The sequence below is a fragment of the Polaromonas jejuensis NBRC 106434 genome (assembly GCF_001598235.1).
Classification (GTDB): domain Bacteria; phylum Pseudomonadota; class Gammaproteobacteria; order Burkholderiales; family Burkholderiaceae_C; genus Polaromonas; species Polaromonas jejuensis.
This window is the reverse complement of the sequence record NZ_BCYO01000003.1, coordinates 225928-241237: the sequence shown is the minus strand read 5'-3', so window position 1 is coordinate 241237 and position 15310 is coordinate 225928. Positions and strand designations below refer to the sequence as shown.

Below are 15310 nucleotides of genomic sequence, written 5' to 3'. Positions count from 1 at the left end.
CTATTTGATATCCAAGCCAATGGCTTGCACATCCGAATCCTGGAGGCGCGGCCCGGAGTCGAACCGGGCTAGCCGGATTTGCAATCCGGTACATAACCGCTTTGTTACCGCGCCATGCTCTGCATGCCTCGGCAAAGCCGTCGGCTTCAGCAACTACCCAACGAAAAAGGACAGCATTTTAAAGTGCTGCCCTTCTGAATTGGAGCGGGAGAAGAGTCTCGAACTCTCGACCTCAACCTTGGCAAGGTTGCGCTCTACCAACTGAGCTACTCCCGCGATGACATGCACGAATTATAGCGTGATATTTCGAGCTTTTCGAAGAGGGTCAAAAAATTCGATGACCGTTTTAATGTTTCACGGTTCCTGCGGCTTCAACAGGCACGGCAACGCCGGCAGGAGTCGCCACGACAGCCTCTTCATCAGGCAAGGAAACCGGCTGGCGCTCCAGCGCGACCTGCAGCACCTGATCGATCCACTTTACCGGCACGATCTCCAGACCACTCTTCACGTTGTCAGGAATCTCCTGCAGGTCCTTGGCGTTCTCTTCAGGGATCAGCACCGTCTTGATGCCACCGCGCAAGGCGGCCAGCAATTTTTCCTTCAGACCACCAATGGCGGTCACCTCGCCGCGCAGCGTGATCTCGCCCGTCATGGCGACGTCACCCCGCACGGGAATACCCGTCAGCGCAGAAACGAATGCCGTGGTCATGGCCGCACCTGCACTTGGGCCGTCCTTGGGCGTCGCGCCATCCGGCACGTGAATGTGGATATCCCGCTTTTCGAACATCTCATCCTTGATGCCCAGGATTTTGGCGCGGCTGCGAACCACCGTACGAGCAGCCTCGACGGACTCCTTCATGACATCACCCAGCGAACCCGTCCGGGTAATGACGCCCTTGCCCGGCATGATGGCAGCCTCGATCGTCAGCAAATCGCCACCCGCCTCGGTCCAGGCCAGCCCCACCACCTGACCCACCTGGTTTTGCTGCTCTGCACGGCCGTAGTTGTATTTGCGAACACCCAAAAATTCGTTCAGGTTGTCGGGCGTCACGAGCACCTTGGGCGTCATTTTCTTGAGCTGAACACCTTTGATGACCTTGCGGCAAATCTTGGAAAGCTCTCGCTCAAGCGAGCGCACACCGGCTTCACGCGTGTAATAACGCACGATGTCACGCACGGCCTGTTCGCTGATCTCGAGCTCGCCATCCTTGACGCCATTGTTCTTCACCTGCTTGGGCAACAGGTAGCGCATCGCAATGCTGGTTTTTTCGTCTTCCGTATAGCCAGACAGCCGGATAACCTCCATGCGGTCCAGCAATGCCGGGGGAATGTTCATCGAGTTTGACGTCGCCACAAACATCACATCGCTGAGGTCGAAATCAACCTCAACGTAGTGGTCTCCAAAAGTGTGGTTTTGCTCAGGGTCGAGCACTTCCAGCAGGGCGCTGGAAGGATCCCCACGGAAATCCGTGCCCAGCTTGTCAATCTCATCCAGCAAAAACAGCGGGTTGCGCGTGCCCGACTTGGTCAGGCTTTGCAAGACCTTGCCCGGCAGGGCGCCAATGTAGGTGCGGCGGTGGCCACGAATTTCGGCTTCATCACGCATGCCGCCCAGCGCCATGCGCACATACTTGCGGCCCGTTGCCTTGGCAATCGACTGCCCCAGGGATGTTTTACCCACGCCGGGAGGCCCCACCAGGCAGAGAATCGGCGCCTTGAGCTTGTCAACACGCTGCTGCACCGCGAGGTATTCCACAATGCGGTCCTTGACCTTTTCAAGGCCATAGTGGTCCTCGTTGAGGACGTTCTCGGCATTGCCCAGATCGTGCTTGATCTTGGTCTTCTTGCTCCATGGCAGGCCGGTCAATACATCAATGTAGGTGCGCACCACTGTCGCCTCGGCCGACATGGGTGACATCAGCTTGAGCTTTTTGAGTTCGCTCTCCGCCTTTTTCCGCGCCTCCTGCGGCATCTTGGCCATCTTGATCTTTTTCTCAATCTCTTCGATGTCCGCGCCTTCTTCGCCTTCACCCAGTTCTTTCTGGATGGCCTTCACCTGCTCATTGAGGTAGAAGTCGCGCTGATTCTTTTCCATCTGGCGCTTGACGCGACCACGGATTTTTTTGTCGACATTGAGGATGTCCACCTCACGCTCAAGCTGCTCGTACAGGTTTTCGAGCCGGGTTTTGATATTGTCGAGATCCAGAATCACCTGCTTGGCATCAAGCTTGAGCGGCAGGTGCGCGGCAATCGTGTCCGCCAGACGGCCCGCATCGTCAATGCTGGAGATGGAGGTGAGGATTTCCGGAGGAATTTTTTTGTTCAGTTTGACGTAGTGGTCAAACTGCTGCATCACGGCGCGGCGCAGGGCTTCAATTTCGCTGCCCTTGTCGCCAGCGGCCGCCACGACCGGCTCCACCGGTGTGAGGTTGGCCGAGAAGTGCTGTTCGCCCTCTTCAATTTTGTTGACCTTGGCGCGCTGCTGGCCCTCAACCAGGACCTTGACAGTGCCGTCGGGCAGCTTGAGCAGCTGAAGAATCGTGGCGACACAACCGACCTCGAACATGTCTTCGACCGAAGGCTCGTCTTTGGCTGCGGTTTTTTGTGCCACCAGCATGATGCGGCGTTCGGCCTCCATGGCCGATTCCAGCGCCTTGATGCTCTTGGGACGGCCCACAAACAGCGGAATCACCATGTGCGGAAACACGACCACATCGCGCAAAGGCAACAGCGGTAAATCAATGGGTGTAGAGGGCAGGAAAGTTTGTCCGGACATATAAACCTTAAACCTTAAACGTAAGGCAAAACGCAAAGACCAGTTTTCTGGCCAGGCGGAAGACAATCAACTCAGACATGGGGCGCAGAAAGCTCTTTTCAAGCGCCCCCTGCCCAAGCCCGTCTGGTGGCGTTCAGGCTTTCTTTGCCGATTCGCGGTAGACCAGCAGTGGGGCCTTGTTTTCTTCAATCGTGGATTCATCCACAACCACTTTGTCTACATTGCTGGCGTTGGGCAGGTCAAACATGGTGTCGATCAGCGACTGCTCCAGAATGGAGCGCAGCCCGCGCGCACCCGTTTTACGGGCCAGAGCCTTGCGCGCGATGGCTTTCAAGGCTGATGGCCGGATTTCCAGATCAACGCCCTCCATGGAAAGCAGCTTGCTGAACTGCTTGACCACGGCATTCTTCGGTTCGGTCAGAATTTGCACGAGCGCATCTTCGCTGAGCTCGGCCAGGGTGGCGACCACCGGCATGCGGCCCACCAACTCGGGGATCAGGCCAAACTTGATCAGATCCTCGGGCTCGACTTCCTTGAACGCTTCCGTCAGGCTGCGCGCTTTCTTGCTCTTGACGGCGGCGCCGAAACCAATGCCTGAAGCCTCGGTACGGTTTTCAATGACTTTTTCCAGGCCGGCAAACGCGCCGCCGCAGATGAAAAGAATATTCGTGGTGTCGACCTGCAGGAAATCCTGATTCGGATGCTTGCGGCCACCTTGCGGCGGCACCGAAGCCATCGTGCCCTCGATCAGCTTGAGCAGGGCCTGCTGCACGCCTTCGCCCGACACGTCACGGGTGATGGAAGGATTGTCGGATTTCCGGGAAATCTTGTCGATCTCATCGATGTACACAATCCCCTGCTGGGCGCGCTCGACTTCGTAATTGCAGCTTTGCAGCAATTTCTGGATGATGTTTTCCACGTCCTCGCCCACGTAACCGGCTTCCGTCAGCGTGGTGGCGTCGGCCATCACAAACGGAACGTTAAGCGTGCGGGCCAGCGTTTGGGCCAGCAGGGTCTTGCCCGAACCCGTGGGGCCAATCAGCAAAATATTGCTTTTGGTCAACTCCACGTCGTCTTTTTTTGCGGCATCCTTGTGGCGCAGGCGCTTGTAGTGGTTGTACACGGCGACGGCCAGCGTACGCTTTGCCGGCTCCTGGCCAATCACGTAGCCGTCCAGCGTCGACTTGATCTCTGCCGGTGTGGGCAAATCACTGCGCGTTTCGCGGACATCTTCGCCGGCGGGCAGCTCGTCGCGGATGATTTCGTTGCAAAGGTCTATGCACTCGTCACAGATAAAGACCGATGGGCCAGCGATCAGTTTTTTAACTTCGTGCTGACTCTTACCGCAGAAGGAGCAGTACAAAGTCTTTTCGCTGGAGGAGCCTTTTTTCTCGGCCATTGGTGGGATGCCTTTAAGGTGCCTGGGGAAACTGTTACCTAATGATAACCAATAAAAAAACGGCGTTTTCAGCTACGGAAAACGCCGCTTGTTGCTGTGCAACTTGAAGCCTTTGGCTTAGGGGCGCTTGGAGATCACCTGATCAATCAGGCCATATTCCTTGGCGTCGTCCGCAAACAGGAAATAGTCACGCTCCGTGTCGCGCTCGATTTTCTCGATCGGCTGGCCGGTGTTGGCGGCCAGGATGCGGTTGAGCTGGTCACGGGTTTTCAGAATGTCGCGGGCATGAATTTCAATATCCGTGGCCTGGCCTTGTGCGCCGCCCGATGGCTGGTGAATCATGACCCGCGAATTGGGCAGCGAAAACCGCTTGCCCTTGGTGCCTGCCGACAGCAAAAAGGCACCCATGCTGGCGGCCATGCCGACACAAAGCGTGGACACATCCGGCTTGATGAACTGCATGGTGTCGTAAATGGCCATACCGGCCGTCACGGAACCGCCCGGAGAGTTGATGTAGAAAGAAATATCCTTGTCAGGATTCTCGCTCTCCAGGAACAGCAGTTGCGCCACCACCAGGTTGGCGGTCTGGTCGTTGACCGGGCCGACCAGGAAAATCACGCGCTCCTTGAGCAGACGGGAATAAATGTCGTAAGACCGCTCACCCCGGCCAGACTGCTCGATCACCATGGGCACCATGCCCAGACCTTGCGTATCCTGTGCGCCGGCTTGCGGGCTGCCGTAGCCGCCCCCATAAATGCTGTTTCGGACCATCATGCTTTCTCCAGAGATGTTTGTACTGTACCTAAAAACTCTCGCCAGAGAGTTTCAGCGAAGGCTAACAACTGCCCCAGGCTTGTTATGCCGTAGCTAAATAAATTGGGGCCTGCACCGCAAAGCACAAGCCCCAAGTTCGGGAGAAGCCAGGCTTTAGTTCTGGCCCATCAAATCGTCGAACGAAATGGCTTTTTCCGTGACTTTGGCCTTGCCCAGGACAAACTCGGTCACATTGTTTTCAATGACAACCGCCTCCACTTCAGCCATGCGGCGGTTGTCGCTGAGGTACCAGCGCACCACATCCTGCGGTTTTTCGTAGCTGGCAGCCAATTCTTCAATATGAGCCTTGAGCTGCTCGGGCTTGGCCTGCAGTTCGTTGGCGCGCACCAGCTCGGCCACCACCAGCCCCAGACGCACGCGCTTTTCCGCTTGTGGGCGGAACACGTCATCAGGAATCGGCGCCTTGTCGGCGTCCTTGATGCCGCGCTGCTTCAGGTCAGCCCGTGCACCTTCAATCATGCGGTCGAGTTCGGCCTGCACGCTGGCGTTGGGCAGGTCGAGCTCTGCATTGGCAACCAGCGCGTCCATCACGGCGTTCTTGTTGCGGGCCAGCAGGCGGAACTTGACTTCGCGCTCCAGGTTTTTCTTGATGTCGGCACGCAGGCCTTCGACCGTCGCGTCGGCAATGCCGAGTGACTTGGCCAGGGCTTCGTTGACTTCCGGCAGGTGGGCCGCCTCGATCTTCTTGACCGTCACCAGGAAATCGGCCTGCTTGCCGGCCACGTCCTTGCCGTGGTAGTCAGCAGGGAAGCTCAGGGGGAAGGTCTTGCTTTCGCCGCTCTTCATGCCGCGCACGGCATCTTCAAATTCCTTGAGCATCTGGCCTTCGCCGACCAGGAACTGGAAATCTTCGGCCTTGCCGCCGGCAAAGGGCTCGCCGTCAATCTTGCCTTCGAAATCGATGGTGACGCGGTCGCCGTCTTGCGCAGGCGCATCAGCGGTGCGCTGGGCGAAGGTGCGGCGCTGCTTGCGCAGAATATCCACGGTCTTGTCGATGGCAGCCTCGCTGACTTCAGCGCTGACCTTTTCCACTTCGGCACCGGCCAGATCGGCAATCTTGACTTCGGGATACACCTCGAACACTGCGTCAAACACCAGCTCGCCCTCGGGAGAGCCTTCTTTTTCGCTGATGCGGGGCTGGCCCGCGACGCGCAGCTTGGCTTCGTTGGCGGCCAGGGAAAAAGCCTCGCCCACCTTGTCATTCATGACCTCGTAATGCACCGAATAGCCATAGCGCTGGGCCACCACGTTCATGGGGACCTTGCCGGGACGGAAACCGTCCATTTTCACCGTGCGGGCCAACTTCTTCAGGCGAGTATCGACTTCCGACTGAATGGTATTGACGGGCAGCGTCAGCGTCATTTTGCGCTCGAGCTTCTCAAGGGTTTCAACAGTCACGGCCATGATGGTTTCCTAAGATCAAAAAATGTTCAAGACAGGGCTTGCACCTGCCATGCTGCGGTGATTCAGCCACACCTGACGAGTTGGGGGCAGCGCCTGCTACCCCCAACGCCTTAAGGTTGGTGCGCGGGGGGGGACTCGAACCCCCACACCATTGCTGGCGTCAGGACCTAAACCTGGTGCGTCTACCAATTTCGCCACCCGCGCGCCTGAAATAAAAACGGGAATCCGAGACAACTCCGAATCCCCGCTTGAAATCGGTTAACGTTCTATTTTAGCCTGTAACCTCCCCGCTTTTCGGAGCCCCCAGTTCAAAGGCCAGTTTCAGGCTGGCGCAGGCGGTTCGCGCTTCACCCGGAACCATGCCGCATACATGGCCGGCAAGGCCAGCAGCGTCAAGACCGTCGCCACGACCAGCCCCCCCATGATGGCCACGGCCATTGGCCCCCAGAACACGCTGCGCGACAGCGGGATCATGGCCAGCACCGCTGCGGCCGCGGTCAGCACGATGGGCCGCAGGCGCCGCACCGCCGACTCGACAATCGCATCCCAGGCCGGTACGCCGCGGGCCCGGTCCTGCTCGATCTGGTCAATCAGGATCACGGAGTTGCGCTGGATCATGCCCATGAGCGCGATCACGCCCAGCAAGGCCACAAAGCCGAACGGCCGCCCGAGCAGAATCAGGGCGCCGGCCACGCCGGCAATGCCGAGCGGCCCGGTCAGAAACACCAGCATGGCGCGGCTGAAGCTGTGCAGCTGCAGCATCAGCAGGGTGAAGGTCAGGAACAGCATGACGGGAATACCTGCGGCGATGGATGCCGAGCCCTTGCTGCTTTCCTCCACCGCGCCCGCCACGTCAATGCGGTAAGCCGTCATGCCGCCGCCGTGCCATTGGCCTTCCAGCGCCTTGAGCCTGGGCATCAGCTCCTGCGTCACCGTGGCGCCCTGCAGCCCTTCGACGATGTCGCTTTGGACGGTGATGGCGTAGTCGCGATTTTCGCGCCACATCACACCGGGCTCCCAGGCAAACACCGGTTTGGCGATCTGTGTCAGGGGGATGGACTTGCCGGAAGCGGTGGGCAGGTAGGCGTTGCCGATATCGGTGATGGCATTGCGTTCGTCCAGCGGCTGGCGCAGCACGATGTCGATCAGCTTGTCACCCTCGCGGAACTGACCCACCGGCGTGCCGGCCAGGATGGTCCGGGAGGACTGCGCGATCGACTGGCTGGTGACACCCAGCGCGCGCGCCTTGGCCTGGTCCACCTCCAGGCGCAGCATCTTGACCGATTCATTCCAGTTGTCGTTGACGCCGCGCGTGTTGGCGCTGTCCCGCATCACCGCCTTGACCTCGTCGGCGCGCTCACGCAGCACCAGCGGGTCAGCGCCCACCACGCGGAACTGCACCGGATAGGGCACCGGCGGCCCGTTGGGCAGCAGCTTGACCCGGCCGCGCACCTCGGGAAACTCGGTCGCGAGCAGCGCCGGCAGCTTGATGCGCAGCGACTCGCGCACCTTCAGATCCTTGGGCAGCACGATCATCTGCGAGACGTTGGTCTGCGGAAAAACCTGGTCCAGCGGCAAGTAAAACCGCGGCACACCCGAGCCCAGCCAGGTGCTGACCGAGGTGACGCCCTCTTCCCGCATCAGCCGCTGCTCCACGCGCCTGGCGGTGGCCTCATTGGCCGCAAACGACGTTCCCTCGGGGAACCAGATGTCCACCATGATCTCGGGGCGGCTGGAATCCGGGAAGAACTGCTGCTGCACCTTGCCCATGCCCACAATGCCCAGCGCGAAAAGCAGCAGCGTCGCGCCTATCGTGATCCAGCGGTGCTGCACGCACCAGTCCACGGTTTTGCGGAAATAGCTGTAAAACGGGCTGTCGAACATCTCGTGCGGGCTGTCGTGGCCGGCAGCCACCTCCTTTACATGCGGCGGCAATAGGTTCGCCCCCACGCTCGCCACTGCGTGTGCCTCGCTGCCCCCCAAGGGGGCCGTCGCCGCCTTGGGGCGGCCCGGCGGCGGCTTGAGCAGCAGCGTGCCCAGATAAGGCACGAAGTACACCGACACTATCCAGCTCAGCACCAGCGCAATCACCGTCACCGCAAAAATCGCAAAGGTGTATTCGCCGGTGGTGGACCTGGCCAGCCCGATGGGCAAAAAACCGACGGCGGTGATCAGGGTGCCGGTCAGCATGGGCATGGCGGTGATTTCGTAGGCGAAGGTGGCGGCGCGCACCTTGTCGTACCCCTCTTCCATCTTGCGCACCATCATCTCCACGGCAATGATGGCGTCGTCCACCAGCAGGCCCAGCGCGATGATGAGCGAACCCAGCGATATCTTGTGCAGGCCGATGCCCCAGTACCACATGGCCAGAAAGGTCATGCCCAGCACCAGCGGGATGGTGATGCCCACGACCAGGCCGGGCCGCATGTCGATGTAATACCGCTTCCACAGCGGCAAGCGGCCAGGCCCCTGGTGCGGGCGTTTATGAAAGCCCAGGCTGATGAAACTGACCGCCAGCACAATCACCACGGCCTCGATCAGCACCCGGACAAACTCGTTCACCGACGTCGACACCGCCCTGGGCTGGTCCTGCACGTGGACCAGCTGGATGCCGGCCGGCAATGTTTTGGCCACGCTTTCGGACAGTTTCTCCAGCGACTTGCCCAATGCAATGATGTCGCCGCCCTTGGCCATGGAGACGCCCAGCGCAATCACTTCCTTGCCTTGGTGGTGCACCTTGACGGACGGCGGATCGACATAGCCGCGCTTGATCTCGGCAATGTCGCCCAGGCGCAGCTGGTTGCCCCCGGCGCTTGTGCCTGCCCCATAGCCCGTGCCGCGGATAGGCATGGCGCGCAATTGCTCCAGCGCCTCAAACTGGCCTTCTACACGGACTTGCACCACGTCCAGCGGGGTCTGCACGGCCCCGGCCGACTCGACCGCGTTCTGCTGGCCCAGCTGCGCCAGCACCTGGTTCAGGTCCAGCCCCAGCTGTGCCAGGCGTTTTTGCGAAATTTCGATGAAAACCTTTTCGTCCTGCACCCCAAACAGCTCGACCTTGCTGACATCGGGCACGCGCAGCAGCTGCTGGCGCACGTCGTCGGCAAAGGTCTTGAGCTCGGCGTAGTTGAAACCATCCGATTCCAGCGCGTAAATCACGCCATAGACATCGCCGAAGTCGTCATTGAAGAAAGGCCCCTGGATGCCGCCCGGCAGGGTGCCGCGCATGTCGCCGACCTTCTTGCGCACCGAGTACCAGACGTTGGCCACGTCGCCCGGTTTGGAAGAATCCTTGATCTGGAAAATGATCTGCGACTCGCCGGGCTTGGAGTAGCTGCGTATCCGGTCCGCATAAGGCACCTCCTGCAGCGTGCGCTCCAGCTTGTCGGTGACCTGCTCGGCCACCTGCTGCGCCGTGGCGCCCGGCCAGTAGGTGCGAACCACCATGGCGCGGAAGGTGAACGGCGGGTCCTCGTCCTGCCCCAGCTGGAAATAGGACGCAAAACCCAGCGCCATCAGCACCACCAGCAGGTAGCGCGTCAGCGCCGGATGTTCCAGCGCCCACCGGGACAGGTTGAACCGGGTGGAGGGGGAAGCGTTGTTGCCAGGGTTGTTGCCGGCCTGGTCGCCGGTGCCGTTGCCTGCCTGCATCATGCCGGCCTCACTTCGCGGCCGGCACGGCCGCCGTGGCTGTCGCTATCGAATCAGGAGCTGCCTGCGCAGTATTGGCGCCGGCTGCAGCCCAATTTTTCTGATAGACACTGACCTTCTGGCCGGGTGACAGCACATGCACGCCGGCGCTGACGACCAGCATGCCCGGCTGCAGGCCCGAAGCCACCACCACATCGTTGCCGTCAGCGGTGGCGATCTGGATCACCTGCGGCTTGACGGTCATGCTGGCCTTGTCGAGCAGCCACACCGCCGTGGCCTTGCCCTCCTGGCGCAAGGCCGTGGTCGGCAGCTTGATCACCGGCATGCCCACGATGCCGGCGGCCTCGGGCACCACATAAACCGTCGCCCCAAGCGCGGGCGGCTCCTTGGCGTCGATGGACACCTTGACCGGGTAGGTGCGCGTGACCGGATCGCTGCTGGCGGCCACCTCGCGCACCTTGCCGGGCAACTCGGTGTCTTGCGCCCAGACCCGGACCTTGACCGGCGCGCCCAGCTTGATGCCGGCCAGCTTGTCTTCGGGCACAGAGAAGACCACATCTCGCACACCGTCTGCCGCGATGCGCACCACCGGCGCACCGGCGGCCACGACCTGGCCGGGCTCGGCATCAATGGCCGTCACCACGCCTGACACATCGGCCAACAAGGCGGCGTAATTGGCCTGGTTGCCCTGCACCGCCAGCTGCGACTGGGCTTGCTCGAGTTGCGCCTGGGCGGCCTTGAGCGTGGCTTCGCGCCGCTCCAGCTCCGCGCCGCTGATGAAATTCTGGTCCTTGAGTTCCTTGTAGCGCCTGAAATCGGCAGCGGCCAGGTCCCGGTTGGTGGCCGCAGCGGCGACCTGGGCACGCGCCGCATCGGCGGCCAGCCTGTAATCCTGCGGGTCCAGCTGGGCCAGGACCTGTCCGGCCCTGACATGCTGACCGAGTTCAGCCTGCCGCTTGATGATCTTGCCGCCAACCCGGAAACCCAGCCGGGACTCGACCTGAGCCTTGACCTCCCCCGCATACTCATGGCTGGAGGCAAATGCACTGCTTCCTACGGTGATGACTTTCACGGCACGAACCGGCTCCTCTGGCGGGGCGGATTTGGAACAGGCGGCCAGCAAAACGGCGGCGCCTGCCAGGGCAAAGACGGTTTTCTTCATGATCGAATCCGGGTAAGGGCCAGGCTTTAGGGCCGGCAACAAGCTACTGGGCCAGCCCATTAATGACTGACCGGTTAGTAATCTAGGTTAAATGCCTAGGCTTGTCAAGCGACAGGGCGCGCCGCAGACATCAAGGCCAGCGGCAAAAGATTACCGGCAGCGATGCCCATTGGCGCCCAAGTCAGAGGCAACCGCCGCGCCGCGACCAGGCGCTTGCACGCGTTGCGCTGCCTGTGCGGCTGCCGTCATGATGAAGTGGGTAATGTTCGCCCGGATGCCTGGCGCAGGGCAACTGCGCTCCACATCCGGCCTGGAGCGGCATGAGGAGCCCGCAAAATGCAGCCGATTTCCGGCCAGAGTCGCGGCGTCCGGCAACGCAGGGCATTTGCAGCCTCCCGGACGTGAAGCGTGGCCGCGCCACGAATTCAGGGCTTAACAGCCGGGCTCACCCCTGCAGCGGTGGCGGGGTGCGCGGGGGTATGGGCGCAGGCGTCGTTTAAGCCTGAGCCGCAATCACGCCAATTTCCACTCGGTACTCCGGGGCCGCCAGACGGGCGCTGTGCACCGTGGCGCGTGCCGGGGTGCTGCCAGGGGCCACCCAGGCCTCCCAGGCACGGTTCATCTCGCCAAAGGTGTCCATGTCGGTCAGCCAGATGGTGGCACTCAGTATCCGGGTTTTGTCGCTGCCGGCAGCGGCCAGCAGGCGGTCAATGCTGGCGAGGGCCTGTTGCGTCTGCGTGAAGACGCTGGGCCCGGCGTCATGGTCGGCCACCTGGCCGGCCAGGTAAATGGTTTTCTGGTGCACCACGGCTTGCGACATGCGGGGGCCGGTTTCAATGCGCTGGATGGTCATGGTTTTCCTGACAGGTAAAAGTTGAAAAAGAAATGCAATGATGCACGGCCTGTTACCGCCCGGCCATGGCCGGCGACAGCGCCACCAGGCACAGGATCTCGAACAGCATCTGCGCCCCCACCTGGGCCGTGTTGCTGGTGGGGTCGTGCTGCGGGGCCACCTCCATCACGTCGCCGCCCACGATGTTCAGGCCCGCCAGGCCGCGCAGCAAGGTGAGCACTTCACGCGGGCTCAGGCCGCCGACCTCGGGTGTGCCCGTACCCGGTGCGTAGGCCGGGTCCAGGCTGTCCACGTCAAACGTGACATAGGTCGGGCCGTCGCCCACCACTTCCCTAGCGCGCCGGATCACGGCCTCCACACCCATTTTGGAAAATTCTTCGGCATGGATCACGGTCATGCCGGAGTCGAACGAAAACTCCCACAAATACTCGGCGCCCCCCCGAATGCCGATCTGTATGCTGCGGCGCGGGTCCAGCACGCCCGCCAGCACCGCTTCGCGGAAGGGCCCGCCGTGATGAAATTTGGAACCCTCGTAGGTGCCGGCGGTGTCGCAATGCGCATCGATGTGCACCATGCCCACCGGCCGGTCGCGGCCCACGGCTTTCAAAATCGAGCCCGTGATCGAATGGTCACCGCCCACGGCCAGCGGAATCACACCGGCCTGCACCACCTGGGTAAAACAGGCCTCGATGTCGGCATGGCATTCGTCCAGGCTGTAGCGGCTGCGCATGGGCACGTCGCCCACGTCGGCCATCTTCAGCCGCGTGATGGGGGCCAGGCCCAGGGCATGTTCATAGGGTCCGATGCGCTCCACATTGCGCACGGCCCGCGGCCCCAGACGCGCTCCGGCGCGGTTGGTCACACCCAGGTCCATAGGCACGCCGATCAGCGCGACATCCAGGCCCGCCAGATTGGGCAGGGGTTGGGCCAGGCCATCAGGTCGGTAAGGGGCATCCAGAAACGTGGCGACATCGGCAAACGGCCATTTGCGGCGGTCCGAACTGCTGAAGATCTGCTCGGCCACGGCCTTGAAGGCGGGGTGAAACATGTCGGCGCCCGAGGCGTCGGCATAACGGTCCCGCAATCGGGCCAGGTGTTCTGCATTGGTGATCATGGCATTGCTCATGTTGGGGAAAAAATTGAATCGGGGGACAAGCGTTCAAGGCATAGCCGTGCGGCGGCAAGGTCTTCGAGCGCCGCCCCTACCGATTTGAAAACGGTGATGTCCGCGTCATGGCGCGAAACGGGCTGGCCCGCCTGGCACAACCTCAGCAAATCGCCTTTGATGCGCCCATTGTCAAGCGCACCCGAGGCCAGCGACTGAATCAGGTCACCGGCTTCCGCCAGCGCGCCTGCGGTGGTGTCGCACCAGACCGAAGCCGCACGTTGGAACACCTGGTCATCGGCCTCCCGCATCTGTGGCGTGAAAGCGCCCACCAGGTCCACATGCGTGCCGGGTCGCAGCCAGTCGCCACGCAGCAGCGAGGTCTTGGACAGGGTGGCGCAGCTGATGATGTCGGCCTCGGCGCAGGCCTCTTGCAGCCCGGCGACAGGCAGCGCATTCACGCCCTGCGCCCGCAAGGCGTCGGCACTCTCCTGCGCCTTGGCCAGCGACCTGCCCCACACCAGCACACGCTTGATCGGACGCACCTCGGCATGGGCCAGTGGCAGATACTGCGACAGGCGCCCGGTGCCCACCATCAGCAAGGTGCTGCTGTCGGGCCGTGAAAGAAACCGGCTGGCCAGGGCCGAGGCGGCTGCGGTGCGCCGCGCCGTCAATTCGCCGGCCTCCAGCACCGCCTGCGGACGGCCGGTGGCGCCATCCATCAACACATACAGGCCATGGATGGACGGCAAATTGAGGCTGGCGTTATCGGGATAAACCGTCACCAGTTTGACCCCCACGCCCAGGCGCGGACTCCACGCCGGCATGGAGAGCAAGACCGGCGTGCTGCTGCCGCCCATGCCTTCCATGTGGTGGTGAGCGCGCGTGGGCGTGCTCAGGTCGGTGGCGGCAAAGGCCTGTTGCAAGGCCTGCAGCAGCGCCGGCCAGGGCAAATGGCGGGCCACGCTTGCGGCGTCGACAAAAATCGGGGAGATCGTGGGCACGGAAGTTTCCATCAAACTCTCCCTCGCTCAGCCGGCAAATACCGAACAGCGTTCGGCATCAATCAGAACATTCACCCGCTGCCCGCAGCGCGCGCTTTGGAACTGGGCATCGCTGCCATGGCAACGCAAACGCTCATCGCCGCAGCGCAGGATCAGTTCGGACTTGGCCCCCAGGTCACGCAGAAAATCAATCTCACCCGAGATGCTGTTGGGCCGCGCCGGTGCGTCAAGGTGGGCCTGCTCGAACCTGAGGTCTTCGGAGCGCACCGCCAGCGTCACCTTGCTGCCGGCGGGCAGGCTGCTGGGCAACGCCAGAGTGCTGCCCAGCACCTCGACCATGCCCGGGCCACGCACCACGCCGGGCAGCAGATTGGCGGCCCCCAGAAACTCGGCCACAAACGCATTGGCCGGTTTGCGGTACACGTGAGAGGGGGTGTCGCATTGCTGGACGCGACCGCCCTTGAGGACGACCAGGCGGTCCGACAACATCATGGCTTCGTGCTGGTCGTGCGTGACCACGATGGTGGTCACGCCAAACTGCTGCTGCAGCTGCCTGAGTTCGATCTGCATGCTGTCGCGCAGCTGCGCGTCCAGGGCCGACAGCGGCTCGTCCAGCAAAAACAGCTTGGGCGGCACGGCCAGCGCGCGCGCAATGGCCACGCGCTGGCGCTGGCCACCGGAGAGCGCCGACACCGGCCGGTCCGCAATCGCCGGAAGCTGCACCATGTGCAGCAATTCCTCGACCCGGCTGGCGCGCTGCGCCGGGGCCACGCCTTTGAGCTTCAGGCCGTAGGCGATGTTTTCGGCCACCGTCATGTGGGGGAACAGCGCCAGCGACTGAAACACCATGCCAAAGCCGCGCAGATGCGGCGCCACATGGTTGATCTCCTGGCCGTCCAGCAGCAGTTGCCCACTGCTGGCGCTCTCGAAGCCGGAAATGATGCGCAGCAGTGTGGTCTTGCCGCAGCCCGAGGGCCCGAGCAGGCACACAAATTCGCCGCGGGCGATGCTCAGATCGACCCCGCTAAGCACCTCCGCCGTGCCGAAGCGTTTGCCTATACCGCGGAGTTCCAGATGTTTGTCCATATGCAACAGTCTTTCGTTAATCAGGTTCTTGGAAGC

10 protein-coding genes and 3 tRNA genes are annotated in these 15310 nt (G+C 61.9%); all 13 read right to left on the bottom strand.

Features of this window, described 5'->3' with window-relative positions; translation table 11 throughout:
- Positions 1-40: 40 nt before the first annotated feature.
- The 13 genes from PJE01S_RS05645 to PJE01S_RS05585 all read right to left on the bottom strand — a co-directional run bounded on the left by PJE01S_RS05645 (position 41) and on the right by PJE01S_RS05585 (position 15274).
- A tRNA-Cys gene (locus PJE01S_RS05645) sits at positions 41-114 on the bottom strand.
- A gap of 86 nt (positions 115-200) precedes the next feature.
- Positions 201-276: transfer RNA gene (locus PJE01S_RS05640), tRNA-Gly, on the bottom strand.
- 70 nt (positions 277-346) lie between these two features.
- A complete protein-coding gene (lon, locus tag PJE01S_RS05635; RefSeq protein WP_068832178.1) occupies positions 347-2776 on the bottom strand; it encodes an endopeptidase La in 2430 nt (809 codons plus the stop codon).
- Positions 2777-2909: 133 nt separating this feature from the next.
- Positions 2910-4175 (bottom strand): ATP-dependent Clp protease ATP-binding subunit ClpX, encoded by a 1266-nt coding sequence (gene clpX, locus PJE01S_RS05630; protein ID WP_068832177.1) that lies wholly within the window; start codon positions 4173-4175, stop codon positions 2910-2912.
- A gap of 117 nt (positions 4176-4292) precedes the next feature.
- On the bottom strand, positions 4293-4949 hold the full coding sequence (clpP, locus tag PJE01S_RS05625; RefSeq protein WP_281178558.1) for an ATP-dependent Clp endopeptidase proteolytic subunit ClpP: 657 nt from the start codon (positions 4947-4949) through the stop codon (positions 4293-4295).
- A gap of 153 nt (positions 4950-5102) precedes the next feature.
- Positions 5103-6413: a trigger factor gene (tig, locus tag PJE01S_RS05620; RefSeq protein ID WP_068832176.1), complete on the bottom strand. Its 1311-nt coding sequence runs from the start codon at positions 6411-6413 to the stop codon at positions 5103-5105.
- Positions 6414-6530: 117 nt separating this feature from the next.
- Positions 6531-6617 (bottom strand) — tRNA-Leu (locus PJE01S_RS05615).
- A gap of 117 nt (positions 6618-6734) precedes the next feature.
- Positions 6735-10064, bottom strand: a complete 3330-nt coding sequence (locus PJE01S_RS05610) for an efflux RND transporter permease subunit (RefSeq protein ID WP_377372610.1) — start codon at positions 10062-10064, stop codon at positions 6735-6737.
- A 10-nt stretch (positions 10065-10074) separates the two neighbouring features.
- A complete protein-coding gene (locus PJE01S_RS05605) occupies positions 10075-11226 on the bottom strand; it encodes an efflux RND transporter periplasmic adaptor subunit (RefSeq protein ID WP_068832175.1) in 1152 nt (383 codons plus the stop codon).
- 496 nt (positions 11227-11722) lie between these two features.
- Entirely contained in the window at positions 11723-12079 is a 357-nt protein-coding gene (locus tag PJE01S_RS05600; protein ID WP_068832174.1) for a RidA family protein, read from the bottom strand.
- Positions 12080-12131: 52 nt separating this feature from the next.
- Positions 12132-13205, bottom strand: coding sequence for an agmatinase (gene speB, locus PJE01S_RS05595; RefSeq protein WP_245660633.1), 1074 nt, complete (start codon positions 13203-13205; stop codon positions 12132-12134).
- Positions 13202-14200, bottom strand: a complete 999-nt coding sequence (gene lhpI, locus PJE01S_RS05590) for a bifunctional Delta(1)-pyrroline-2-carboxylate/Delta(1)-piperideine-2-carboxylate reductase (protein ID WP_084389377.1) — start codon at positions 14198-14200, stop codon at positions 13202-13204. The genes speB and lhpI overlap by 4 nt, the downstream gene beginning before the upstream one ends.
- A 15-nt stretch (positions 14201-14215) precedes the next feature.
- Positions 14216-15274, bottom strand: coding sequence for an ABC transporter ATP-binding protein (locus PJE01S_RS05585; RefSeq protein WP_245660631.1), 1059 nt, complete (start codon positions 15272-15274; stop codon positions 14216-14218).
- Positions 15275-15310 lie beyond the last annotated feature (36 nt).